The sequence below is a fragment of the Mesoplasma corruscae genome, from assembly GCF_002930145.1.
Taxonomy (GTDB): domain Bacteria; phylum Bacillota_I; class Bacilli_A; order Mycoplasmatales; family Mycoplasmataceae; genus Entomoplasma; species Entomoplasma ellychniae.
Genome location: NZ_PHNF01000001.1, coordinates 501,507 through 528,144, shown reverse-complemented (window position 1 = coordinate 528,144; position 26,638 = coordinate 501,507). Strand labels below are relative to the sequence as shown.

21 protein-coding genes and 10 tRNA genes are annotated in these 26,638 nt (G+C 26.9%); 2 read left to right on the top strand and 29 right to left on the bottom strand.

Annotated elements, in window-relative coordinates; genetic code table 4:
- The first annotated feature begins 23 nt into the window (after positions 1 to 23).
- The gene (locus MCORR_RS02480; RefSeq protein ID WP_104207996.1) at positions 24 to 470 is read left to right on the top strand and encodes a hypothetical protein; all 447 of its coding nucleotides are present in this window, start codon (positions 24 to 26) and stop codon (positions 468 to 470) included.
- A 106-nt stretch (positions 471 to 576) separates the two neighbouring features.
- On the opposite strand, the gene MCORR_RS02475 is transcribed toward MCORR_RS02480, so the two are convergent.
- The 28 genes from MCORR_RS02475 to MCORR_RS02345 all read right to left on the bottom strand — a co-directional run bounded on the left by MCORR_RS02475 (position 577) and on the right by MCORR_RS02345 (position 25,594).
- Entirely contained in the window at positions 577 to 2,934 is a 2,358-nt protein-coding gene (locus MCORR_RS02475; RefSeq protein ID WP_104207995.1) for an ABC transporter substrate-binding protein, read from the bottom strand.
- An 18-nt stretch (positions 2,935 to 2,952) separates the two neighbouring features.
- Positions 2,953 to 3,951 (bottom strand): oligopeptide ABC transporter permease OppC, encoded by a 999-nt coding sequence (oppC, locus tag MCORR_RS02470; protein ID WP_181021206.1) that lies wholly within the window; start codon positions 3,949 to 3,951, stop codon positions 2,953 to 2,955.
- A 25-nt stretch (positions 3,952 to 3,976) separates the two neighbouring features.
- Entirely contained in the window at positions 3,977 to 5,194 is a 1,218-nt protein-coding gene (oppB, locus tag MCORR_RS02465) for an oligopeptide ABC transporter permease OppB (protein ID WP_104207994.1), read from the bottom strand.
- Between the two features lie 238 nt (positions 5,195 to 5,432).
- Positions 5,433 to 5,603, bottom strand: a complete 171-nt coding sequence (locus MCORR_RS03775; RefSeq protein ID WP_181021205.1) for a hypothetical protein — start codon at positions 5,601 to 5,603, stop codon at positions 5,433 to 5,435.
- Positions 5,604 to 6,529: 926 nt separating this feature from the next.
- On the bottom strand, positions 6,530 to 7,258 hold the full coding sequence (locus MCORR_RS02460) for a GIY-YIG nuclease family protein (protein ID WP_104207993.1): 729 nt from the start codon (positions 7,256 to 7,258) through the stop codon (positions 6,530 to 6,532).
- A complete protein-coding gene (locus MCORR_RS02455) occupies positions 7,248 to 7,823 on the bottom strand; it encodes a hypothetical protein (RefSeq protein ID WP_104207992.1) in 576 nt (191 codons plus the stop codon). Before MCORR_RS02455 ends, MCORR_RS02460 begins: the two co-directional genes overlap by 11 nt.
- 14 nt (positions 7,824 to 7,837) lie before the next feature.
- Positions 7,838 to 9,667 (bottom strand): ABC transporter ATP-binding protein, encoded by a 1,830-nt coding sequence (locus MCORR_RS02450; RefSeq protein WP_104207991.1) that lies wholly within the window; start codon positions 9,665 to 9,667, stop codon positions 7,838 to 7,840.
- 111 nt (positions 9,668 to 9,778) lie between these two features.
- A complete protein-coding gene (gene gpmI, locus MCORR_RS02445) occupies positions 9,779 to 11,374 on the bottom strand; it encodes a 2,3-bisphosphoglycerate-independent phosphoglycerate mutase (RefSeq protein ID WP_104207990.1) in 1,596 nt (531 codons plus the stop codon).
- Position 11,375: 1 nt separating this feature from the next.
- Positions 11,376 to 12,194 carry an HAD-IIB family hydrolase gene (locus tag MCORR_RS02440; RefSeq protein WP_104207989.1) on the bottom strand — a complete coding sequence of 273 codons (819 nt, stop codon included), beginning with the start codon at positions 12,192 to 12,194 and terminating at the stop codon, positions 11,376 to 11,378.
- Positions 12,195 to 12,197: 3 nt separating this feature from the next.
- Positions 12,198 to 12,944 (bottom strand): triose-phosphate isomerase, encoded by a 747-nt coding sequence (gene tpiA, locus MCORR_RS02435; protein ID WP_104207988.1) that lies wholly within the window; start codon positions 12,942 to 12,944, stop codon positions 12,198 to 12,200.
- Between the two features lie 123 nt (positions 12,945 to 13,067).
- Positions 13,068 to 15,230 (bottom strand): hypothetical protein, encoded by a 2,163-nt coding sequence (locus MCORR_RS02430; protein ID WP_104207987.1) that lies wholly within the window; start codon positions 15,228 to 15,230, stop codon positions 13,068 to 13,070.
- 28 nt (positions 15,231 to 15,258) lie between these two features.
- Positions 15,259 to 15,963: a hypothetical protein gene (locus MCORR_RS02425; protein ID WP_104207986.1), complete on the bottom strand. Its 705-nt coding sequence runs from the start codon at positions 15,961 to 15,963 to the stop codon at positions 15,259 to 15,261.
- 83 nt (positions 15,964 to 16,046) lie between these two features.
- A tRNA-Phe gene (locus MCORR_RS02420) sits at positions 16,047 to 16,122 on the bottom strand.
- Between the two features lie 8 nt (positions 16,123 to 16,130).
- Positions 16,131 to 16,207 (bottom strand) — tRNA-Asp (locus tag MCORR_RS02415).
- Positions 16,208 to 16,210: 3 nt separating this feature from the next.
- Positions 16,211 to 16,286, bottom strand: a tRNA-Met gene (locus MCORR_RS02410).
- A gap of 11 nt (positions 16,287 to 16,297) precedes the next feature.
- A tRNA-Ser gene (locus MCORR_RS02405) sits at positions 16,298 to 16,390 on the bottom strand.
- Between the two features lie 42 nt (positions 16,391 to 16,432).
- Positions 16,433 to 16,509: transfer RNA gene (locus MCORR_RS02400), tRNA-Ile, on the bottom strand.
- Between the two features lie 10 nt (positions 16,510 to 16,519).
- A tRNA-Met gene (locus tag MCORR_RS02395) sits at positions 16,520 to 16,596 on the bottom strand.
- 8 nt (positions 16,597 to 16,604) lie between these two features.
- Positions 16,605 to 16,680 (bottom strand) — tRNA-Ala (locus MCORR_RS02390).
- Positions 16,681 to 16,694: 14 nt separating this feature from the next.
- Positions 16,695 to 16,771, bottom strand: a tRNA-Pro gene (locus MCORR_RS02385).
- A gap of 46 nt (positions 16,772 to 16,817) precedes the next feature.
- A tRNA-Arg gene (locus MCORR_RS02380) sits at positions 16,818 to 16,894 on the bottom strand.
- 138 nt (positions 16,895 to 17,032) lie between these two features.
- A tRNA-Cys gene (locus tag MCORR_RS02375) sits at positions 17,033 to 17,107 on the bottom strand.
- Between the two features lie 45 nt (positions 17,108 to 17,152).
- Positions 17,153 to 18,124 (bottom strand): Pr6Pr family membrane protein, encoded by a 972-nt coding sequence (locus MCORR_RS02370; protein ID WP_104207985.1) that lies wholly within the window; start codon positions 18,122 to 18,124, stop codon positions 17,153 to 17,155.
- Between the two features lie 57 nt (positions 18,125 to 18,181).
- Entirely contained in the window at positions 18,182 to 21,337 is a 3,156-nt protein-coding gene (gene potCD, locus MCORR_RS02365; protein WP_104207984.1) for a spermidine/putrescine ABC transporter permease/substrate-binding protein, read from the bottom strand.
- Positions 21,301 to 22,473, bottom strand: a complete 1,173-nt coding sequence (gene potB, locus MCORR_RS02360; protein ID WP_245851766.1) for a spermidine/putrescine ABC transporter permease — start codon at positions 22,471 to 22,473, stop codon at positions 21,301 to 21,303. Before potB ends, potCD begins: the two co-directional genes overlap by 37 nt.
- Positions 22,474 to 22,475: 2 nt before the next feature.
- Complete coding sequence (gene potA / locus MCORR_RS02355) at positions 22,476 to 23,525, bottom strand: spermidine/putrescine ABC transporter ATP-binding protein (protein ID WP_104207983.1); 1,050 nt, start codon at positions 23,523 to 23,525, stop codon at positions 22,476 to 22,478.
- A gap of 304 nt (positions 23,526 to 23,829) precedes the next feature.
- On the bottom strand, positions 23,830 to 24,657 hold the full coding sequence (locus MCORR_RS02350; RefSeq protein ID WP_104207982.1) for an HAD family hydrolase: 828 nt from the start codon (positions 24,655 to 24,657) through the stop codon (positions 23,830 to 23,832).
- Between the two features lie 22 nt (positions 24,658 to 24,679).
- On the bottom strand, positions 24,680 to 25,594 hold the full coding sequence (locus MCORR_RS02345; RefSeq protein WP_104207981.1) for a carbohydrate kinase family protein: 915 nt from the start codon (positions 25,592 to 25,594) through the stop codon (positions 24,680 to 24,682).
- Between the two features lie 253 nt (positions 25,595 to 25,847).
- Here MCORR_RS02345 and MCORR_RS03940 point away from each other — a divergent pair, with 253 nt between their 5' ends.
- Complete coding sequence (locus MCORR_RS03940; RefSeq protein ID WP_281254015.1) at positions 25,848 to 25,982, top strand: hypothetical protein; 135 nt, start codon at positions 25,848 to 25,850, stop codon at positions 25,980 to 25,982.
- A gap of 151 nt (positions 25,983 to 26,133) precedes the next feature.
- On the opposite strand, the gene MCORR_RS02335 is transcribed toward MCORR_RS03940, so the two are convergent.
- On the bottom strand, positions 26,134 to 26,637 hold the full coding sequence (locus MCORR_RS02335) for a hypothetical protein (RefSeq protein WP_104207979.1): 504 nt from the start codon (positions 26,635 to 26,637) through the stop codon (positions 26,134 to 26,136).
- Between the last annotated feature and the right edge of the window lies 1 nt (position 26,638).

Sequence of the window (26,638 nt, the reverse complement as noted above, 5' to 3'; positions counted from 1 at the left end):
AATTTCTGAAGGGGTTGTTGTTTATGAATTCAAAAAGTAAAAATATAAGTAAATTAAGTAAAAAAAATAAATATTTTAAGGAAGCTGATAATAACTTCAATAGAACTTCAACAGAATATAAATATAAATATAATAAGAAGTTAAGATACTATCATTATTTAATTGTTGTTGCTTTTGTATTTGTGTACACTATAGTTACATTTTTATTAACTTATTTTTTAAATAATACTCAAGAGAACTTATGAGAATACTTAATAACGTCAGCAGCGTTTTTATTTTTGTTATTTGCAATAATAAATGGTTGACTTAGAAATAGAAAAACTGCAAAATTCTTTAATGATTCAAGAAAAAGATATCATTCCACTTTTACAGAAGAAGAGGGAAAGAGTAAAAAAATTAGTAAGGTTCTTTTTTTAATTTCTTTTTTATTTTTTGTAGAAATTATAATCATAATCTTATCAACTCTATAAGTACATATCTTGTCTTCTTTTATTTTTTATTGAAGCGAAGCGATTTTTCAATCCAATAAAAAATAAAAGAAGTTCTCACTTTTTTTATTTTTTATTTAAGAATAAATTACTTTGATGGTGCAAAGAAAATGTTTCCTTCTTTCAATGCTTTTGGATCTGAGGTTGCTTTTGTTTTATCTGCTGCAAACTTAGTGTCATCAATAATGTACTCTTCAGTTTTTTTAACTTTTGACGTTTTAGTCAATGTTAAATTTCTTTGAGATGAGTTTCCATAATTTACATTTGGAACAGAGTGTCTTTCAACACGAGTTACTGCCATCACCCTATATGATGCTTGGTCGTAAAATGGGGTTGTTAAAAAATCTTTATACATCAAATTGTATTCAGCTTTAATAAATTCATCATAGCGATTTTCAATAGTAGAATTTGACTTGTCATTCGCTTCAATAGCTGATGAATATGAATTAAATGCTTGAGCAGTTTCGATTGCAGCTTGTTTTACAGTTTCATTTTGGGTGAATACTTGATTGCTTTCGTAACTATCTTTGAAGTTTTTACCACCAAAGTAATTTTGCATTGCTCCATCCAGTTTGTAAGTTTCAAGATATGTATATGGATCAGCATAATCTGGTCCTCAGCCTGATCAACCTAAATCATAGTTAGCAGCTTCTTGTTCTTGATCGTAAGCAGCTGTTGTTACAGGTTTTTTTATGTCGATTTTAATTGGGTTATTTTCTACATTATTAAAATTATTTACCATTGGTTCAAAGAATTTATTTAAAGTGTTGTTTCAAGCAGGACTTAATAGAACTCTTAAATGAATTTTTTGATCAGTTGCTGACTTAATTCCAGTTTTATCAGCATAATCATTTATAGATTCAACTAAGGCTTTTCTATTTTTACCATTATAAGTTTTGTCTAATAAAGCTTCTCCACCTCTTGCAAAATCTTCTTTTGACATACCGTTAGTTTTACCATCAGAAGTATTAGCTGCATATTCAGCAAAAATTTCTACATAGTCTTTACCATTGCTATCATAACCAGTGCCTTTTGCTGTATATATATTATTTAAGTTTTTAGAATAAACCTTACCATCGCTTGCTGGAGAGTCATATTTTTTACTATAGTACTCTGCAAATGTGGAACGATTTAAAGTGGTTGCAATATATTGTCTTACATCCTTTGACAGAAGAGCTTTAGTACCTTTTTCAGCAAGTTCTTTCTCATCAGGTGAAACTGTATTATCTATATTACCATTATAAAAATTATAATTTATAACTCATGATGAAGCTGCGGTTGATTCGTAAACATTTACTCTTGAATCTTTTGGTTTAGTTCAGTCACTACCAACATATTTTCTTCATCCAGCTTCGTCATTTTGACTAACACTAAACCCATCAATTTCATTAGCTTCAAACATTTCTCTAGTTTTAGAGGTTGTGGAATTTTGGACAATATTAATTCAATTAACTTTTTTAATTGAAACTTTTGCAGAAAAATGGTAATTTTCATTCTTCTTAAATGAAAACCCTTTTGCTTGATCTATAATACCTTCTGGTACATATGCCCCACTATAAACATTAACTGTGGGTTTGTCTTTAATAGCTCCTTTGCCTTCAAATTCTTTAGCAGTTGGTTGGAATGCATTATATGTTAATACTGTTTCAAAAAATGATGCTGGTTTAGAAAGATAAAAATTAACTGAGCGATCACCATCTTCTTCTAATTTTAAACCAAACCCATATTCTAAATCTTTGGTTTCTATTGTTTTTATTTCGTCTACATTATCTTTGTTTTGTATTGTATATACAACATCTTCTTTATTATTAATTTTTTCAACTATTTTGTCAAAAACAAACTCTTCTTTTCTAATGTTTGCAGGTATGTTTTCAAAATAACTTTGATTTTTTTCTTCATTTTTCAGTATAGCACCAAGTGATTCATAAACTACCTCAGCTCCTGAAATAAATGTTGTTCATAATCCCGCTAATGAACTTTGATTATTAGAATTTAAAACAGAAAATGCTGTTCTTTTGTAATCAGATGGAGATATAGCTCTAAGTTTGTTTCCATCAGCTGCATATCAATTTGCATTAGATCTAATTTTGTATTTTCAAACAAAATAATCAGTATCAGAAGCATCTTTTCCAACATATTTACTTGGAGTTTGATTTTCTTTCAACTCTGTGTATCCTGATTCAAAAATATCCCCATATGTTCTACCATACTCGTCTACAGCTAAAGAACTAGCATATAAGTCTGCTAAAAACTGTCAATCTCTTTCATTTTGAGTATACGTAGGATTCCAATAAAGCGCATTTGTTGTAAATGCATTTGTAATTGTGTTTACATCTCTATCTTTTTCAGTTATTTTACAAGAAACTACTGCAAGAGAAGCACTTGAAGCAACTAACCCTGCTGCCAGTAAAAATACTAGGCCATTTTTTTTGTTTAATTTATTCATAAATTTCTCCTTTTTATTTTATCTATGATTTTTTGGATCTAATGAGTCTGCTAATACTTTTCCCATTAAATAAAAAGCTAATGATAGTCCACCTACAAATCCCATTGGAATTATAAGTAGATGCGGCAGTGATTGCCATGCTGTTTCAGCAAATACATCGTTAAGAATAGAACCTAGTGATGCTTGGTCTTGAGTTTTTACAAATCCAAATCCTAAATAAGCCAGTGAAGAATCAATAGCTATAGCTTCAGGTATTGCAAAAGCGCAAGTTTGAATTATAATTGGTAAAATTTTTGGTAGAATGTTATTTTTAATAATTTTAGGGCCTCTTGACCCTAAAACTTTAGATGCTATATTATATTCAGCATTTTTAGTTAACATTATTTGAATTCTTATTATAGATGCTAAACCAATTCATGAAGTTATTGAAACAGCAAATATTACAACACCTGTTGAAGGTCTTTGACCTTTAGAAAATAAAAATATAACAACAATTAATAAAATTAAAGATGGAATTATTGAAATAAACCTAACTATTTCAATAAAAACTACATCTAATCTTGAATAATATCCTCAAATTGCTCCTATTAACAAACCAACAACAACTTGAATGGCAAATATTATCATAGCAAAAATTAATGTGGTTCTAGAACCTATCCAAAGCTTATTTCACATATCTTCACTATTAGCACCAGTCCCAAATCAGTGTTCTAAACTAGGTGGTTCATTTGCTGGTGTGCCTACAGGGACGTCACCAGGTATTGCTGGCAAACCTATGGCTATAGATGCAGATAAAATAACAAAAATTATAATTAAAAAAGAGCAAACTAAAAAAATTGGATTCGTGAAAGCTTTTTTAACAACAGTGTTTCAATAGCTATATGGTTTTGTATACAAGTGCTCAGAATCTTCTAATTTACTTCCTACATGCTTCAGTAAAGAATCATCTAAATTGTTTATGTCAATATCACTAATGTTTATGTCAATATCACTAATGTTTTTTATATCTATTTCCATTAAAACTCCTTTTATTTTTTTATTTTTATCTTAATCTGACTCTTGGATCTAAAATAGCCAAAAGTAAATCTCCTATTAATTGTGTTAATATCCCTGCACTAGCTGATAAAAATGTATAACCCATAACTGTAAATAAGTCATTTTTAGATATACCGTCTACTATTATTGAACTCATGCCAGGAATACCTCAAACTCTTTCAATAATTAAGCTACTTCCAAAAATTGAAAATACAAATACTGTAGGTATATCTCTAACCATTTTCACAAATGAATTTCTAAAAATATGAACAAAAAATGTATATTTTTGTGTCATTCCTTTTGAATAAGCAAATTTTGTATAATCAGATGTCATCTCATCTACCATAAATCTTCTTGTTGATACAATAATTGATGGACTTATCAATAAGAATAATCCAATTATAGGGAACACTTTAGTAAACATGTCTCCAGTGTTTCAAGAAGTATTAGCTCCGGCATTTAATGATATTAAATACAATAATTGAATAATTACAAGCGTAGGTAAAGCAATTATAGTAAAGGAAAAAATATTGATTATATTATCTTGATGTTTTTCTTTTTTTAAAGCTGCATATATGCCAAGAGGCACACCAATTAAGTATGAAAGACTAGTAGCTAAGATACCTACAACAAATGATTTAGGCATAGCTTCTCAAAAAATTTCTTGAATAGGAGTCCTTAAGGGTTTTGAGCCAATTTCACTTAAAGTTAATCCCAAATAAAAAAACTTTTTTTCTTGTACATTAATTATTTGACCAGATGCATCAATTTCTGATGAAATTGTTACATTTTTTGGAATAATTGGTGTTACATTTCTTCAATAAAAAAGAATTTGTTTTAATAGTGGCCCATCAACACCTAACATTTTTTTTCTATCACTTATAAAAGCATAATATTCAGGACTTCTTTTAACTATACCCATAGCGTTTCATTGCTGATCAGTTATATCTTTAACATAAACTGTGTCATTCATTACAATTGTCATAAAAAAGTAAATTACTGCTGTAGCAACATAAAGAGTTATTATAGCAAACATAATCCTTTTTATTGAATAAAAAAATAATGGATTTCTTTTTGAAAAATCATCAATAGATTCTGATATTTTATTTAATCCATATTTAATTTTATAAAAAATATTATTAAAAAAATTGTTGTCTAAATTATTTTGATCAATTTTATCAATATTATCAATAAGTTCCTGAATTTGCTTATTATTTGTTTGCACTGAATCATCTCCTTTCTTAAAATATTTAATTGAAAAAAATAATCTTGTTAAACTTTTAAAAATTAATATAATTTTTATAAAAAACTTATAAATCTTTTAGATTTACTAAGTTACTATTTTAATTACTAATTACATTTTTTTATACAAAATATTATTTATGGATTTAAATTATATCTAATATAAGGAAAATTAATCATCCACTAAAATAGTTGATTTAAACTTTCTTTTAATAAAAACATTACCAATTACTTAATAAATATTTTAATTTAAAAGTTGATTTTATGATTTCCATGTGCATATCGTTGAATATCATTAAAGTATTAAAAAAATTATTTTTCGCAGATAATCAAACCGCAGAAAAACCTTTACTAATACTTGCTCAAGCAATTACAAAGTTTGTGTTTTTCATAAGCGACTCCTTATCTTATTTAAAATAATAACAAATAAAGTCTTTAAATGTGCAATTTTTTAAACAATTTACAAAAAATGATCTTTTAACTATTTTATGAAACTTATTAAATATTTAAGCGATAGTTGTACTACAATTAATGCATAAATAGAAGAATAAGCAAATTTATTGTAGACTATTTATTAAAATATGTAAAATCTACACAAAAGTTTTTTCTAAAGCATTGCTAAGTAAAACTTTTAAGCTAGTAAGTTTAAAGTTATTAGGCAAAAAAACTTGAATTAAAATAAATAAGTTTTTAAATAAAAGACTTTTTATTTTTTGTTAAAGAGGCAGTGGATATTTCTTTAACCCTAATATTGATTATATTAAAATATCTTCTATGGGAAAAACTTCATTACAATTCTTTACTGATATGTTTATATAGACATTGATCTTATGGATTTAGTAATTAAAAGCAACATAAAAAATGACTATTGTGCTTATCTTAAAATTTATGTTGATTCTAATAACGAAAAATATTTTGCATACTAATTCTTTTATTTTAAAAACTGAATTTGAAGAAATTAATAAAAATAAAAGGTAGCAATAAAATACATCACTGTATACATTTATGATAAACATGTTCAAAATCAATTAATTTAAAGGCTTTCAAGATTTTTTCTAAATGTTTTTGTTATTCGAATTTCCAGAAGAATGGTCAAAACCTCAAGGATCATTAAAGTTTTCAATAATTATAGGTTGATAAATTAAAGAAGATATTTCGCTACAATATGAATTCATACCATATAACGTGTTTATAGTTTCACAATCTATTTTTTAAAATTGTCAGGAACAATTAAACTAAAATAATTAATTTTGGTATTTAATTTTTTGATTTCTTTGGTATTAGTTCTAGTTTTATTGTTCTACATTTTAAAATTAAATTAGCCTTTTTTACAATTTTTGGTTTTAACAAAATCTGGTAAATTTATTGGGTTTGCATACTGACTATTAGAATTCATAACGTTAAATCCACGTGTGTCTGATTCTAAAAGTTCCATTCAAAATGCTTCCCGCGAGTTAATAAAAATTTCTGCTTTATTTTGAAGTGTCTTCTGAAATGCAGTTTTTTTAATATTCATTTTATTTTGATAGGCTTCTGTTAAGTCTTCTAATATCAAAAAGTAAATATTATTTAAACTCAAATTATTAACTATCATATATTTAGCAATAGACCTATATTTACAATTTATTTTTTCATAATATTTTGACGAAAGCGTGTTTTTAAAATACACACTTTCTATGCTTTCAACATGCTCAGCAATTCTTCTTTTAATATTTTGTGATTGTCCAACATATAAAGGTTGAAACAAACTTGAGTTTGATGTTTGAATATATATAAGATATATTCCACCGACATTTTTTTCAACAGATTGTTGTTCATTATAATTTCAAATCATATTATTCATAGTTTTATTTCAAAAAGTTTTAGAAACTTTTTGTTTTATTATTTTTGAAATAGTTTTGTGTCGTTTTTTAATTTTTAATTTTAGAACTATATTTGTTAGTATAAGCAAAACGATTCAAAAAACTAGAAGAAAATACATTATCAAAATCATTATATCTGTTTTAGTACTTAATCAATCTAGTATATTTCCAAGACTAATATGCATAAATATCCTCAATATTATCTAATGGGTTAAATCCATGTTCTGATGATTTATAATAATTAATTGTTTCTTCTAATTTTTTATCAATAAATTCAGTTGGTGCACTTTTATTTATATTATGGTTTTGAATGTATTTGATGTTATTTGTTGTTAGTTTGTGATACTTTAAAAAAAATGCCATTTTTTTATAAAAGTTTTCGATTTCTTTAATATCGAAGTTAATTACTTGATCAACTTTTTCTTTAATTAATTTTATTTCTGTTGATATATCATATGTTTTAATAACTAAAACGGGTTTAAAGAAATCATTAGTTCAATTTTTACCTCTTGCACCAATATAAATTGTAAATATACCACAAAATGATTCCGGTCTTTTTTTACTATCCTCAGTATATATATTCTTTACTCTTTCATTTGTAAGTTGAATTTCTTTTAATAAGTTAGGATTGGGTTTTTTAAACCTTTTTCTTTTTTTAAATAACAGTAAGACACAAATAATTATAGGTATAAATATCAAAGACGCAATAATTAAAAGTATCAAAACTACTTGCACATGTTCTTTTGACATAATTACCTCCCATTTTATTCCATCATACCAGCTTCATATAATCTTTTAAAATGACCTTCAATTTTTTTAAGATTGTCAAATGTTCCTCTTTGTACTATTCCAGCTCCATTAGCTCCAAGCACAATAATTTCATCAACATGTTTGATTGTTGATAATCTGTGTGCGATAACAACAGTTGTTTTATTAACCATTAGCTCATTTAATGACACTTGAATTTCTTTTTCAACAATATTGTCAAGAGCTGAAGTTGCTTCATCCATAACTAATATTTCTGGGTCTTTTAAAAACATTCTAGCAATAATTAATCTTTGCTTTTGACCACCAGATAAAATAAAACCCCTTTCACCAAGAATAGTATTATAACCATCTGGCATATTTGATATTAAATCGTGCAATTTTGCTTTTTTACATGCTCTAATAACTTGTGAATCAGTTTTATCAAAAGCGCCATATTTAACATTTTCAAAAACATTACCAAAAATAATTTGAGGTTCTTGTTCTACATATCCAACTCTTTGTAAGTACACAGGTAAATTTAATTTATTTAGATTATGTCCATTAACAAGGATTTCACCACTTGTGGGTTCATAAAATCTTAATAATAACTTAGAAATAGTTGTTTTACCAGCCCCAGTTTCTCCAACAAAAGCATATGATTTACCTTTTTTAAAAGTGATATTCATATTTTGTAAAATTGTTTTTGAAGGTTGTTCTGGATAACTAAACACAATGTTTTTTAACTCAATTGTTTTAATATCTTCACTAATAATTATTCCATCATGCTCATGTTCTAAAAATAATGGTTTTGCTTTCATAACTCCATATATTTTTTCAGCACTAGCAGATGCTCTTGAAATAGCTGGAATAATTCCAGACACTTGTCACAATGGTCTTGTTAGAGCAGTTAAACCAGCTGTAATAGGCACTAATTTAGCAAATGAGTCTGAATCTTGTCTTGATATTAATACAGCAACAATAACAACAACCATTGCTACAATAACATCTGATGCTATTAATATAGTACTTAGCGCAGCCCCTTTAAGCGCAACTGGTTTATATTGTTTTAAATAAGGTTCATAAATTTTTTCAATTTCCTTATTTTCATATTCTCTTGTTCCAGATGATTTGATTAATCTAATAGAATTAATTTTATCAGCTGTTATTCCATTGATTGAACTCATTATGTTTCTAAGTTGTAAATGGTTTTTACGATAATTTTTAACAACAAACACTAATATTAAAACCATTGAATAAACAGTTACTAAAGCAGCTGTTGCTAAATGTGGTGAAATAATAAATAATGATACTGTTCCTAATATCAAAACCATGGGTGCTTGTATTAAAGAATTCAACAAACCACTAATTTCATTTGAAACATTTGATGTATCATATAATACTTTTGTCATTATTTCACCAATTTTTTTATCAGAATAATATGAAATATCTTGTTCAAATAATTTTCTTAAAATTGCTATTTTAAACTTTACTTCTAATCTTGAAGTGATGATGCTAAACAATCAATCTTTGAAAAAAACTATACTTGATAAAAGAATAACAACTAATGTCATAATAATTATTCATACATATCAAACCTGACCATAATCTTTCCCAGCATTTTGTTCTAATTGATTATCAAAAAGAGCTTGCTGTATTACTATATTAGTAAGTATTGGTATTATAGAAACCAATAGAGCCTGAGCCACAATTGTAATAATAACTAAGCTTGCAATTTTTTTATTAGTTTTACCAACTGTGTAAAGAAGTTTAAAAAATCCCATACGTTCTTTATTGTAATTTGATAAAACATTTTCTAAATCAGCATTGTATTTATAATGTTTGCTCATTATTCCTCCTTAATATTTTTATTAACTTATATTATAACTTTATGAATAGAGTTAAATTACAAAAAATAAAAAAGTTTTCAAATTAAATTTGAAAACTTTTAATGTTTTTATCTACTTTTTAATCAATGAAGGTTGTGACATTTCTTTTGGAATTTCTACACCCAAAATTTCTAAAATTGTTGGTGCTATTTTTACAATAGCTGGATCTTGATCATCAAGTTTAATAGTTTTATCAGTAACAATAATTGGAACTAAACTTGTTGTGTGCTTTTTATTAGGACCATTTTTTTCATCAATCATAACTTCAGCATTTCCATGATCAGCTGTTATAATCATAACTCCATTATGTTTTAACACAAACTCATCATGAATTCTTTTTAATTGTTCGTCTAAAACTTTTACACCTTTAACAGTAGCTTCATAATCACCAGTATGTCCAACCATATCACAATTTGCAAAGTTTAACACAATTAAGTCAAACTCATCTTTTTTAACTTCTTCTAATAATTTGTCTGTAATTTCTTTTGCAGACATTTCAGGTTTTAAATCATAAGTTGCAACTTTTGGTGATGAAATTAAATCAAGACTTGCATTAGCTAATTTAATTTCATCTTGTTTTGCTAGACCATTTTTAAAATAGTCATTTCCTCCATCAAAAAAGAATGTAACATGAGCAATTTTTTCTGTTTCAGCAATTCTTAATTGTTTTAACCCAATTGCAGCAATATACTCACCAAGAGTGTTAATCAGGGGGGCTGGAGGATAAGCTATTCATTGCGAAGTTACACTATCTGAATATTTCATTGTTGAAACAAACATAATTTTGTCTCCAATAAATTCTAAGTTTTTAAATGATTCATCTTTTCATGAAGCATAATCTTTATTAGTTAAAACAGAAGCTATTTGAATAGCTCTATCAGGTCTAAAGTTAAAAAATAACATTGCATCATTTTGTTTTAATTCTCCCCCAATAACATTTGCATTGTAAGCAGGAATAATCATTTCATCATCTAACCCACCATCATATGCTGATTGTATATAATCCAATGGGTTGGTAAATGATTTTACTTGTGAAGTTCTTTTAGTTAATACTTCATATGAAGCAGCACTTCTTTCAAATCTTTTATCTCTATCCATTGCATAATATCTACCATGTATTGAACTAATTACACCAATGTTATTATTTGCTTTAATTAAATCTAATAATTGTTGAATGTATTGTTTTGCAACTTTAGGTTCAGTATCTCTTCCATCAGTAATTAAATCAAATGCGATTTTTTTAATCCCTGCTTTAATTGCATGTTTGTATAATGACATTGCATGTAACATGTGAGCATGAACACCACCATCTGAAAATAACCCCATTAAATGCAATGTTGAGTCGTGTTTTAGTACATAAGCAAAAGTTGTCTGAATAACTTCATTAGTTGCAAAACCATTAATTTCAATTTCATTGTTTAATTTAGCTAAAGATTCCATATTGATTCTTCCTGAACCTAAATGAATATGACCAACTTCTGAGTTTCCCATTTGTCCTTCGGGTAAACCTACTCATTTTCCTGAAGCGTGTGCTTCAACTCATGGATATGTGTTTTTCATTTCATTAACAAAATTTTGATCTGCATTATCAACAGCATTTCCTTTAGCGGGAGCTGCAACTCCTCAACCATCCAAAATGGCTAAAATAACTGGTTTTTTTGTTTTCATTTTATTTCTCTCCTAATATATATGTTTCAATGAACTCTTTAACAGCACCCTCAACATTTGTTTTATTAATATAAACATCAGATATATCTTTAATCGGTTGAACTGAATTTGCAATACCAACCCCAACACCAGCAATTTGAATCATCGGATAATCATTCATCCCATCCCCAATAGCAGCCATGTTGTCAACAGGGATATCATAGAAATTTGATAGTCATTTTAAAGCATATGCTTTATTAATTCCTTTGACATTTATTTCCCCAATTAAATTATCATTAGTTGAAATGTTTAAATTAAAATTTTCTTCTAATGATTTGTATAATTTTTCATTACCTTGAAAACCTAACAGTTTAAAAAACTTAAAACTAAAGTCATCCTTAACATCTTCATAAAATAACACTTCACCATCAAAAAAACCTTTTTCTAAAATATAGTCTTTACTATTTATTGAATTTTTAGTAACAACTACTTTATTTAGATCATCAGTGTATCCTCACATACAAGCATCATTTTTTAAAGCTTCGTTAAAAACTGCTTTAGCTGTAATTGAATCAATACAGTTGGATTCTAAAACTTTATGATTTTTTAAATCATAAATACATCCCCCATTACAACCAACAATAATTTCAATATCTTTATCAAAACCATATTTTTCTAATTCATTTAATTTTGAAACAGCTGGTCTACCTGTTACAAAAGCTAATTTAACACCTTTTGCAATTGCTTTTTTAATAGGCTCTACATTATCTAAAATAATACCTGCCATTTTATGATATGAAGTTCCATCCATATCTAAAGCTAATAGTTTAATTTCTTTCATAATTTATTTTTTATAGTTGATTAAAGCAATAAAATCATCAGCTTTTAAACTAGCTCCACCAACTAATGCTCCATCAATATTTTTTTGTGACATTAATTCAGAAATGTTTGAAGGATTAACACTTCCACCATATTGAATAGTTATTTGATCAGCAACTTTTTCATCATAAATTTTTGCTAAGTTTTCTCTAATTTTTTGACAAACAATTTCAGCATCATTCGCAGTTGCAGTTTTACCAGTTCCAATTGCTCAAATTGGCTCATATGCAATAATAGTTTTTAAAGCATCCTTAGCTGAAATATTCTTATAAGCTTTTTTAATTTGCCCATTAACTCAAGTTACAGTTTTTTTAGCTTCTTTAGTTTCCAAAGTTTCACCACAACAAATAATCGGAGTCATTCCCGCTTTAATAAGTTCAATAGCTTTTTTGTTTACAGTTTCATCAGTTTCGCCAAACATTTCTCTTCTTTCAGAATGACCAATAACAACATATTTTGCGTTTATTTCTTTTAACATTGCAATTGACACTTCTCCAGTGTAAGCACCATTAGTTGCAAAGTGCACATTTTGTGCAGCAATGTCAATAATTTTTGCTTTATTGATCCCAATTTCTAATAAAGTAAATGGTAAAGCTAATCCTGCTTTAACATCAGACTTTTTAATTGCTTTTTCTACTTTTTTTAAAAAAGAAATTAATCCTTCTTTGTTCCCATTCATTTTTCAGTTTCCAAAAATTACTTTTTGTCTCATTTTATTTTTTTCTCCTATATATCATTTTTTACTCTTTTTTATTATAACTTATAAATCTTGAGGTTTTATTTAAATAAAAAACTTATCTAAAAAGATAAGTTTTAAATAATTTTTAATTTTATGTTATCTAACTCTTGTATTTACAGTTCATAAAGTTTGTCCGTTTCATTTTATATAAGCATCTTGATTAGCGCCTCATGATAGTCAAGAATTTTGTTTATTACCATATATTCTTAAACTGTATAAACCATTAGTAGCATCTTTTTCTATAATGCTTGTTGATATGTAATCATCTTTTTGGTCGGTAACCAACATATTACTTGCATTATCGTAAAAATCTATATGAAAATCAACATCTACAAACTCATGCTTAGTTTTATTTCATTTTATTGCGACTTGATCTGGTTCTTCTGTTGTTATTATCGGTTGTCCAATAATTTTTACTTCAAAACTTACTTTAGATTCGGGTTGACCTTCAACTTGAACATCAACTTTAACAGTTTTAACTCCGGCCACATTCGTTAATGATTGAATACTTAAATACTTATTATTATTTTCTTCATATTCTGTAATTGAAATTAAATTATCAACATCAGTTTTGAATGTTAAATTTTTACCAATAAGTTTATATCCACTAAGTTTAATATCTTGATATTTTTTTTGACTACCATTAACTCAACTTAATTCTTGATTATCAATTGGTTTAATTTCAGAGAACTTCAAGTCAGCTTTTCATTCTAAAACATTATATTGCATTGAGTGCAATTCATCAGTAATGACTGTAAATTTAACATTTTTAGTTTCAGAATCAGATGTTATATTAATAATTTCTTTAACACCTTCAATTTTAGTTAAAGAGTTACTAATATATTCTTTGGCTGCGTCTAAGTTTTTAAATTCTTGGTTTTCAAAAATTGATTTTTGTTTTAAAACATTGTCATCAATTGGTTTTTTCATTTCAAAATTAGATTCAAAAGTTTTATCACCAAAATAGTTTTCGTCATCATAACTTACTTTTATGCTTAATTTATAAGTATTATCATTATTTGCATTAGTAGAGAAATCTAATGTTTGCACACCTTTAATTTGCTTTAAAATCTTAGAAAATATTTCTTGGACTTTTAATGCATTTTCATAAACTACACCTTTATTTTCAAATTCTATATTTGTAATTGCACCTTTAATCATATCAGTAATGTCCATTTTATGTAAAATTTTTGCAGAAAGTGTTTCAGGGCCAAAATAACCTTTCTTATAATTAAAAGTAAGTTTATATGTATTATTAGGTTGTGATAATCAACTAAATTTTACTGATTCTAAATAATTAGTACTATTAAATGGTTTGATTAATTCTTCTTCAATATTTTCATCAGCTATGTTGTATTTTTTATTTTTAACAACTTCAAAGATTTGTTCAACTTCTTTTCCAACTGATTCATTTTTTACTAATAAATCTGAAACAGTTGTTTCATCAGAATAATATGTTGATTCAAATGTTAAATTAACCCTATATTTATAATTAACAGAATTTTCTCATTCAAATGTCACATCCTTCACACCTTCAATATTGTTATATAACCTTATAATTGTGCTTTTTGCATCATCGTTTGTGCTATAACCCTTTTCTTGAATTTTACTTTTTACAGATGAAATTGCTTCCTTTAAGTTTGTGTAAGTTTTTGTTTCACTATTAACTACTTCAGGTCCTGAAAAATTTTGTCTGTATAACAGTTTTAGTGAATATTTTAGCAAATTCTCATCAGTTCAATTTAATTCAACTGAACTAATACCTTTTATTTTTTTAATTTTTTGAATTATTTCAGTTTTTACAGATTCTAGATTTTTTTCATCATATTTGTTATTTTTGATTTCTTCAATTTTTTTGTTAATTTCAGTATTTAAATCTACTTTAATATATACTTCAAAAACGTTCCCATAAGTATCAAGACATTCATATCCTTCTTTTAAAATTGGTGTTATTGCAATACTAGCTGCATCAGTTTCTGTAAAAATAGACGCTTGGACTCTTAGTATACCTTCTGTTTTTCAATCTTTGTATGTTGCAATAAATTCAGCAGCTTCTTGTACACTATTAAATGTTTTATCTTTTAAAAGACTTTCCACTTCTAACTTAAGTTCAGTGTTTTTTATTCTCTTAGTTGATGTTTCTGTTGTTTTATTTTCGCTTTTTTCTTTACTTTTAAATGACATATCACATGAGACAGCAGTCATACTTACAGTAGGCAAAATAGTAACTACTGTAAGTAGTTGTAATAATTTTTTCATTTTGTATCCTCCAAATTAATTTTTAAAATTAAACTTGGAACTTTGCTGGTAAATTATACTTTTTGTTAGTTTTTAACAATACGATTCTTTTAATTTTTCAAAATAATTCAACTGTTGTATTGTTTATATGTAAAATAACATTAACTAAAACTTGTGATAAATTAGAATCGGCTTTATTATTTTTCTTTTCTTTTGATTTTTCTTTTTTCTTCATTTCAGCAAAAAAGATAATAAGAACTTTAAAATTGACTGATAAGTTATTATTTTGATTAGATCTAAATTTAAATAAAAGTGCTCCAAAAATAATGATGATTGTAGATAATAATAAAAAACTTATTATAACTATTGACAAATATTCAAAATTGTTTGTTCGAGAAAAAAGAATGGTATTTTGAAATAATTTTACAAATAGTTTAATAAGTATTAATGGAACTAAACACAACATATTTCTAACCATGGCAAACATTAGTTCTTTTTTTTCAGTTTTATCATCTTGATTTTTTTTATATACATATGCATCAGTTTTTTTAATAAAGTTAATAAAATTGACAATCATTAAAATAAATAAAAATAATAAAACTGTAGAATTTATTTTTTGAATATTTGAAAGTATTCAAAGACCCATTAATGAATCATCAAAAAAATAAATAAAAAAAGCAAAAAATAAGTAGATAATAACCACTGAGATTATATATACATTTTTACTTAATAATAACTTCATAATTTTTTTCATAAAAATAACCTTTTTATAATTATATTCTTAAAAAGCAGTAAATAAAATAAAAAAACACTGAAAAGTGTTTTGCTTTTTTTGGATGGTGGTTGTGGACGGAATTGAACCGCCGACACGCAGAGCTTCAATCTGCTGCTCTACCAACTGAGCTACACAACCAAAAATAATGGCGACCCCAACGGGACTTGAACCCGTGATCTCCTCCGTGACAGGGAGGCGCGATAACCAACTTCGCTATGGGGCCATATGGTTGCGGGGATAGGACTTGAACCTATGGCCTTCGGGTTATGAGCCCGACGAGCTACCAACTGCTCCACCCCGCGATAAATAAAAATGGCGGAAGATGAGGGATTCGAACCCCCGCTCGGGTTTCCCCGACTCTCGGTTTTCAAGACCGATCCCTTCAGCCGGACTTGGGTAATCTTCCTTATAAAATTGTTCAAATAGCAACAACTGTGTAATTACTAATTGGTGGACCTTACTGGACTTGAACCAGTGACCGTCCGGTTATGAGCCGGATGCTCTAACCAACTGAGCTAAAGGTCCTTTATGAATATGGTAGCGGAAGAGAGACTTGAACTCTCGACCTTTCGGGTATGAACCGAACGCTCTAACCAACTGAGCTACCCCGCCAAAAAAAATGGTGGACCCTATCGGGATCGAACCGACGACCCCCTGCGTGCAAGGCAGGTGCTCTCCCAGCTGAGCTAAGGGCCCACATAAAAATATAATGGTCGGGAAGACAGGATTCGAACCTGCGACCCTTCGGTCCCAAACCGAATGCTCTACCAAGCTGAGCCACTTCCCGATACTAAATGTTATTACTTCAACAATAATAACATTGTTGACAAAATTGGTGCGCCCGAAGGGACTCGAACCCCTAACCTTTTGATCCGTAGTCAAACGATCTATCCAATTGATCTACGGGCGCATTGTTATTATTGATACCCTCAAAGAAATTTAGGGACTTATTTATTATAAAGGAGAGAAGTGTAAAAAACAATAAATTTTTTGAAGATTTTATAAAACACAAAAAAAGAAGCTTATAAACTTCTTTTGTTTTTCTTAATGGAGGCGGCAATCGGATTCGAACCGACGATCAAGGTGTTGCAGACCTATGCCTTAGCCACTTGGCTACACCGCCATGAATATACCTTATTTATTATAAGGTAATTAATAAAAATTTAGACTAATTCTCTTTATTTTTATTTGATAAGTAAATAATTCATTGATAAAAAATTGAAAATACTAAAGATATAGCTATTAGTACTATGGTAAAAATTGCAAATCAAACATATCCTGGTAATCCTAATATTAAAGGGTTTGTAACTTGTAAAAAGAAATATGGATAAGCAACATCAATCATAGTGCCTGATGCTTGTTTTATCATTCCTCTTGTAATAGCAAAAGCACCATATACTAATAATATAAATATAATTACTAATAGTGTTTTTGAAACACTTTTTAAAGTGACTTTTTCTGTATTTTGATGTTTCATAAAGAATAAAACATATAATACAAATAATAATGGTGCTATTGTGTGTAGTATTTCATTTGACGCATGCGATAAAATTTTTTCTCACATATAAGCATTAGTTGATGCTGTTGAAGCTCCTCTTAAAAATGCATTATAAATAATACCTGTAATTGTAATTAAAGTAGCTGTTATAATTGATGATTTTTCACTAAGCAATCCTTTTTTAGATTCATTATAAGGCTTAATTAGCGATGTAAACATTCACACTGTAATTAAAATGTTTGATAAAACAGTAAAATAAGATGACACACCAACTATTTGTTCAAATGGGTTAAATACCGCTTTTAAACCTTGAGATGCTTGAACAAAATTTATTGCTGATACAATGTACTGTTTGTTAACAACTCAACGAGCGTTATGTAAAATACCATATGCTAATATATCATCTAATGTTTTGACTTCGCCTTTTGAAAGTAAATTATTAATCTGGTTAATATATAAAATGTTTCAAACAGAACTTCTAATGTACATATCTAAAATAGTTATTGTCATAATTAGTACAAACAATATTTTAAATAATAACTTTCAATCTAGTTTATTTTTTTTAAACGAATTTTGTCTTTTTGTTATAGTTTTTTCTATTTTAAAAGCAAACGTTTGACTATTATTTTGTATATGTGTCATAAATCTCCTTTAAATTAAATTATAAATAAAAATAAACCAAAAATGGTTTATTTTTATTTACTGTTTACCAGCAATTAAATTTGTATATTTATCAACTAGATAGTCATCTATTTTTCCATTGTAGAAAAATGGTTCAAGATTTCCTTCAACTGTTTGTTGACCTTTCATAATTATTGGTAAAAATAAGTTTTTATATTTTTCAAAAGTTGCACCTTGCTCAGTGGCAGATTGTAAAGTTTCTACATAAGGTGTTGGAGTAGCTGTAAAATCTGACAATTCTTGAGCATTAGCAATTATAAAATTCATAAATTTATAGGCTAAATCTTTATTTTTAGCATTTTTAGACATAACCATATTATCTGAATAAATATTAGTTGTTTCTCTAAAGTTTTTTGTTTGATTAAATTTATTTGGTCTCCCATATAAGAAATAAACTTTTTCATTTTCAGTAATTTCTTCAATAGTTGTTTCTTCTACAACTTCATCTTCTGCATCTTCATCTTCTTCTGGTTCGCTCTCACCATTATATAAAGCATTAGCATTCGCAGCATCTCCATTGTACATAACAGCAAAATCAAATCTACCTTCACCAGCAGTTTGAATTAAAGAATCACCTTCAAGTCCAACATTTGGTTTATAAACTAAAGTTTTTAATTCTTCAGCAATATCATCAATTTGGTCTTGATTTTTAAAATTACCTTTACCGAATAATTTTTGACCACCAATAGCAAATATATTTTTAGGGTCTTCGTTTATAACAACTTTTTTACCAGCTTCAGCTGCTTTTCATAAGATATCTCATGATAATTCAGTATTAATAATTCCATATGTTTTAGTATCATCATAAACATTATCGACTTTTAAAGCAGATAATGCTCCACTTTCATCAACAATACCAACAGCATCACGATAGTTATCAAATAATCATTTAATGTTATCTCCGTCATCGCGAGTTTTTGAATTAGGATTAATTACTATTGTTAAATCACCTCAAAAGTAGTTTAAAGCATAATCTGCAATTGTCCCTGTATTCAAGCTGTGCTCTGGAGTGTCAACAGAGTCTAAATTGACTCTACTATTTCCCATAACATCTAAAAGTGAACTAACAATTTGTAAAGGTTTAGATGTTTCATTTGTTTGTGTTTGTGAATCAAGTGGTGGTTGATTAATACCTTTATGAATTTTGCTTGCACCATTTTCATCTAAATATTTAAATGCTTCTGATCAAACATTTAACTTAGAGTAATCTAATTGTTCTAACTTATTTTCTTCAGCAAGTTTTTGAACCATATAATCACTTGGCACCATTAAATCGTATGAAAATGTGTAAAGTTTATTATACAAAGTTTCATTTGAATCATATTCTTGATAATTAACTTTTACTTTATATTCTTTTTCAAAATCTTTAATAATTGTTCGATCGATATATTCCCCTCAGTTACCAACTGTTAAATCATAAATATTGTTTTTAATAAATGCTACAGTTAATGCTGAAAAAGATGCTAGACCAATTAACGATACTAATAAAACTTTTCAACTTCTTGTAAATCAATTTTTTGTATATCTAACATCTTCAGTTTCAATGTTATAAAATTCATTCGATTTTTTCACTATCTTCATTTGAATTGGTGTAATTTTAGATTGAATTTTATCTATTGTTTTTTTAATTTTATTTTTATAATTTTCAATTATTGATAGTTTTTTTGTTTGGTTCAAATCTTTATAACCAACAAGAATTGGTTGGTGACGATAAATTTGGGTTCAAAGTAAATCTTTTTTTGAAGATAAATTAGAAATTTTATTTTCATTATTCTTTTTAATTTCTTTTAGTTTTTCAACAACTAATTTTAACTTGTAATTGTTTTTACCTTCTTCAACTTCAATTTTTCAATCTTTGTAATATTTAATTTTTTTTGTATATCATTTAATTGTTGATTTACTTGGTTCAACTTCTTGATTAAAATCAGATATTAAGCTTTGCAATTTATCATTTATTGACTTAGCTTTAATTACAGCTTTATCATCACGAGCTTTCATTCACTCAATCTCTTCTGTTAAAAACTCAATCTCTTCAATGATTTTTTCTAAGTCAATAGAATACTTAGCAGCTTTTTTAACATCTTTAGCTAAAGCTTTTTGTTTTCTCAAAGTTAACTCTTTTTTTTGATTTTTTAATAATTTAGATTTATATTTTTTTTCATTATTAATTTCTGTTTGTAATTTATATCTTTTTCATTCTAAAACAGATATTTTTTTATCATAATTTTTTAAACTTGCTCTTCACAATTTTAAACTTAATATTCAATATTGCACTCATAGTTTAATACTATAAGACTTTTTAATAATAGATAAATTCTCTAAGTTTGATTTTGCTAAATTAAGTTTTGATTGTAATTTATAAATTTGTTTTTGTTTATAAGTTCCGTTTTTAATTTGAGCTCTAGTTTCTTCTTGTTTTTCTCCAACAATCAAAAATGCGTTATACACTAAAACAGCTAATGCAATAATTGCTACTGTTAATGTTCCAAAAGCAAATATAAATGGCTTAATTCTTTTGGCTGCATAAATAAATCCAGATACATTTTGTTGATCTCCACCTGTAAAATAAGAAATTATAAAGTCATCAAAACTCATTGCAAATGCAATGAACGCGGCTAAAATAATAGCTGGTTTTAAAATTGGTAATATAACTTTAAATATTACAGTAGATCTTTTAGCTCCTAAATCATTAGAAGCTTCAATAATTCCTTGGTCTATTTTTCTTAAACGTGGTATAACTGTAATAATTACATATGGGACGTTAAATGAAATGTGGGCCATAATTAGTGTGAATATTCCAAACTTTATACCACACAATAAAAATACGACCATTAAAGCAACAGCTGTAATGATGTCAGCATTAATTAAAGGCACATTTGAAATAGTTAATCATCTATTTCTTTTTCGTTTATCAATTTTTGATAAACCAATTGCTGCACTAACTCCAATAACTAATGAAATAGCAGTTGATACAACAGCTACAAACAATGAAGTTATGATTGATTTAATAAAAGTTGAGTCTTGAAAAAATTGCTCATATCATTTTGTACTAAATCCCATCCAGCTAGAAACTGTATTTCCTGAGTTAAATGAAAATATCACCATAATACCTATAGGAAGGTATATTAATAGTATGATTAAAGCAAAGTAACTTGATTTGAAGAGTCTTTTCATTTTTTACCTCCTTTATTTTCAAATTTATTACTAATAAATTTAGAAGCTAACATAATTATTAATACTATTGCCGCTAAAACAACACTAATGGCTGCACCAGCCCCAAAGTTACTTCCTTTTAAAAAGTATGATTCAATAATTTTTGATATTAAATTTATTTTCCCATCACCCATATACTGAACAACTATTAGAGATGTTGCTGCTTGTAATAAAACAAGAGTAAAAGCAGTTATTATTCCAGGAACTGATGATCTTAAAGTGATAACTCAAAAAGTTTTGTTTTTTGAGCACCCCAAATCTTGAGCAGCTTCTTCAATATCTTTCATTCTTGATTCCAAAGCATCATATATTGGTGGAATAGCAAATGGTAAAAACATATAAGTCATACCAATAATAATTGCAACTTGAGTTCCTAGCATGCTTGGTGCTAGAAGTAAAAATAAACTTCTAAAACCTAAAACTTTCATAATCATTGAAATTCACATTGGTAGAGTTACCAATAGTCAAACATTTTTTGCAACCATTTTTGATCGTAATTGAGACATAATTAAAGCAATTGGGTAACCTATTAAAATACACATTAAAGATGATATTAAAGCATAAAATAAAGTTACACCTAATGCAAGCATTATATTTTTATTACTAAATAAATCCAAATAGTTTTGTAGCGTTACTTTGAACATTGATAAATCATTTGTTGGTTGAATAACTGAGTAAATTACAATTGCAACAATTGGTAAAATTACTAAAAATATCATCACAATAAAAAATGGTAATAATATAGGTGTTGTTTTTTTCCCTATTTTATGAAAAAAACTTTTTGATTTTAACATCCCACCATATTTTTGAACTCTATCTTTAATACTTTGTTTTTTAGCTTCTGCAATTTGAAGGTCTATTTCTTCTTCAAGTTCATCTTTATCAAAAGATTCTTTTGCTTTTTGCTGAAGTTTTAATAATCTTTTTTCCTCTTTGAATTTACTATCCAAGTCTTGTTTTTCTTTTTTAGTTAACGGCTTAATTTTGTCTTTTTTAAAATTGGCGATAGGTTTGATTTCAGTTTTGTAGTTTACTTGAATAGAAGAATTTAATCATGTTAATTCTTTTTTGTTATTTTTTTGTTTTGCTTTATTCATGATTAAATCTCTTTTCACATAACGTGAATTGATTGATCGTTTCATTTTAATGAAACAATATCGTCCATTTCAAAAGTTTGTGTAGTTTGAATTTTTCACTCTCTGCCACTTTTTGTTTCAACTAAAACTTCTCAGAAAACACCTTTAAAAGTTGTTCTTACAACTTTGCCTTTAAAAAATCCAGTCCCGCCTTTTTTGATTTCTATATCTTCTGGTCTTATAACAATATCAACACCAGTTTCATTTTCTCCAAAGTTTGTATCATCACAATAAAATTGTTTATTATCAATTTTAACTTTATGATCTTCAACAAATTCACCATCTTCAATTAAATTTGACTGACCTACAAATTTTGCTACTCACAAACTTTCTGGTTCATTATAAATGTCTTCTGGTGTTCCAATTTGTTGAATGACACCATTATTAATTACAACTACTCTATCAGAAATACTTAAAGCTTCTTCTTGGTCGTGAGAAACCATAATAAAAGTAATTCCAATTTCTTCTTGTAATCTTTTTAATTCTTCACGCATTTGTTGTCTTAATTGAACATCTAATGCTGCTAAAGGTTCATCTAATAGCAACACTCTAGGTTTCATGACTAAAGCTCGTGCAATAGCAACACGTTGTTTTTGACCACCAGAAAGATCTTGAACTCTTCTTTCTTCAAAACCTTTTAAACCAACTTGTTCTAATTGTTTTAAAACTTCTTTTTCTAGAATAGCTCTTTTTACTTTTTTAGTTCTCAATCCAAAAGCTACATTATCAAACACATTTAAGTGAGGAAATAATGCATATGATTGAAATATAGTATTAAATTGTCTTTTGTTTATAGGAATAGGTGTTAAGTCTTTCCCTTCATACATTATTTGTCCAGCGTTAGCTTTTTCAAATCCTGCAATAATTCTTAAAGTTGTGGTCTTACCACAACCTGATGGTCCTAGTAAAGTAATAAATTCACCCTCTTTTATGTTTAAATCTATTCCTTTTAGAACTACTTTACCATCATATTCTTTGGTTACGTTACGTAACTCTAAAATATTTTTTTCCATTTTTGTTCTCCTGTTTGTTTTTGGTTTTAAGTAAATTAATACTCAACAAAATAACATCATGCATGCATGACAAAAAAGAAGTCTTATTTTTTAATGCTGACTTCTACTTAAGGGAGAGACTCTGTGTTTGCAAGTTAGTTTCTAAAATTTGAGCATGAAAAAAAACCACATCCAATCATTCAACTGTAATGTATTGATTAGAATTTAAAGAAAATTGATTTCTAATATCTAGGTACATTTCTTACTCCTTTTTTAATGTAAATAAATTTTACAATATAAAATAAAAAAAAATCAATAAAATGTTTTATTTTTTAAAAATATTTTTAAAAAGATATTCTCCAACTCCACCTTCTTGAACTGGTAGATCTGTAATGTATTTAGCATGACTTTTTACTTTTGTTTTTGCATTTATCATAGCAACACCATGACCAACAAATTCTAAAGCAGCAATATCATTATCACCATCACCAAAGTATATTACATCTTTTGGATCAATTTTCATATCATCACAAATATATTTTATACCTTTAGCTTTATTAATACCAGGTGGGTTAATTTCAATATTAGCATGAGCATTTGATACATAACTAAAATCAAAAATAGATAAATTAAGTTCATCAATTGAACTTCTAAAATTTTTCATATTTTTAGAATTACCAAAGCATACGCATTTAGAAATAGCTGAGTTTTGATCAATTTGTCTGATGCTTAAAAGTTTTTGACGTTTAGATTTAAATTTCATGAATGTTGTGAAAGCAGCCATTTTATTTGTACAATAAGCATGTTTTTCATACTCAGAATATGCAAAAACTTTAATTTTGTTCGCTTTTGCTTTTTTAAATATAATTTTTGCTACTTCATTATCTAAAACATCAGTGTACTCAATGCAAAACTCACCATTTTTTAAATATTTAAAAACTTGACCACCATTTTGACCAATAAAATAATGTCCTTCATTAAAAACACCTAATTTTTCAGCAATTGGTTTTATAGTAGTTATGTTTCTACCTGTAGCTATTACAAAAGGAATATTTAAAGACTTTGCATATTTCACAGCTTCAATAGTTCTTGAATGAATTTTATTTTTATGCAAAATAGTTCCATCGATATCTACTATTATCATTTTAATCATAACATCCCTCTTTCTTTTGTTATTATATGAAATCTAAAAATGTTAAAGCACCTAAATGCTCAACACTTTTACTTGCAAATAAATTAGCATTATGAACTATTGTAGCTATCTCATCAATGCTTGTTTGATCATTTATTTTATTTGTAACATATTCATCAATTAACTTTGAAATAAATGAATCACCAGCTCCAGTTGTATCTCTTAATTTTTTAGAAGATGCAACAGGAACATAACTAATAACATTTTTTCAAACAAATAAGGTGTCATCACTACCCCTTGAAACAGCAATTAAAGCTTTTGGATTTTTACTCGCTATTGAACTAACAGCTTCAATCTGATTGTCGATATCTGTTAGTAATCTTAATTCATCATCAGATAATTTAATTAAATGTGCAGTTTCAATAAACGGTTTGCAACATTCTACAAACTCTTTAATTTCTTTATCTGTTATTCATAATTTATCTCTAAAGTTTGGATCAAAAGAAAACTTAATTTTATTATTAATAGCATATTTAAAAAGTTTTTCGTATGATTTTTTTAAATTGCCTCCTAAAAATGCTGTTGCACTCCCAAAGTGAATAAAATCAACATTTAAAACCTTTTCAATTTCGTCTGTGTTTAATTTGTATTCTGCATCACTATTTCTAATAAACTTAAAATATCTTTCTTTATTTTCATCTAAAGTAACTTGAGCAATTGTTGTTGGAACATTGGAATTCTGTACTAACTTATCTTTTACGTTATACTTTTTAAAAAATTTTTGTATTTCATTTTTATACTTATCATTTCCTAACGCACCAACAAAATAACTATTATTATTTTTAATAGCGCCAATAGAGCAAGAAACATTAAAAGATGCACCACCAACAATTTCACTTATTTGTTCTTCATAATATACATCCATTAAAACTTCTCCAATTGACAATATATTTTTCATAATTTAACTAACCTCTATTTTTCTTCATTATATAAAATTCTCAATTAAAATATTTTAGATTGTAATAACTTAATCTATATTCAAGTACATCACCATAATTACTAATTAAATTAATTCATCAAAAATATGAGATTGTATTTCATTTCCAAAGATTTTAATTAATTCTTTGTTGTATGAAATGTCAATTCTTTTTTTAAAAGCAAAGCTTGTTAAAATTTTACTTTTATTTTTTAAATATTGTAAAAATTTATGTTTGTTCAAATGGTCAATTGTTGTGCCTTCAAAAACTTTTTTAAATATAACTTTTGTTGCTTTAGCAAAGTTTGAAGCCTTTGCTAATTCTTCATTAACAATTACATCTATTAAAAGTGCAATTTTACTTGCTTAATTTAGCAAGTAACTCACTAAAACTGAATAACAAAATATTTTTTAGTTAGTTTTTAATATGTTTTTGATAAGAAGATATTTTCTGACTAAGCTTTGTTTTTCATTATTAAATTCATTAAACAATGAAAAATGACTCCTCATTTTTTATAATGTTATTCCTCTATGAATTTTTTGTTTTCAACATCTTCTTCAACTTGTTTTGGTTTTTCTTCTTTAGAAGATTTAGATCTAATAAAAATTAGTTTCATTTGTGGTTGCACAGTTACTGAATAACCAATAAATATCAATAAACAAGATCCTATTAATTTAAAATAGTCAGGTTTGTCTATTTTAGCAGTGAAAGTTATTTGAGATGCTAACATTAAAGCAACTGCTATTGATAATAATGCAAAATTAACGATATCTAAAATTCTTTTTGTTGATAGTTTTTTATTAAAAATTTTTATAAACGGAAAAACAATAGCTACAACAACTAGAGTTATTCCAATTATGCCTAGTCAAAAAAATGGTGTTGAAATAGTTGAATGACCTTTACCCAAAGCAACCCCATCACTAAAACCTACACTAAAAAAAGCTACAATAGATAAAACTATAAAAATTAAAATGTTAGAACACAAAGCTATGTTTAAATATAATCTTTTCCCAAAATTTTTCATT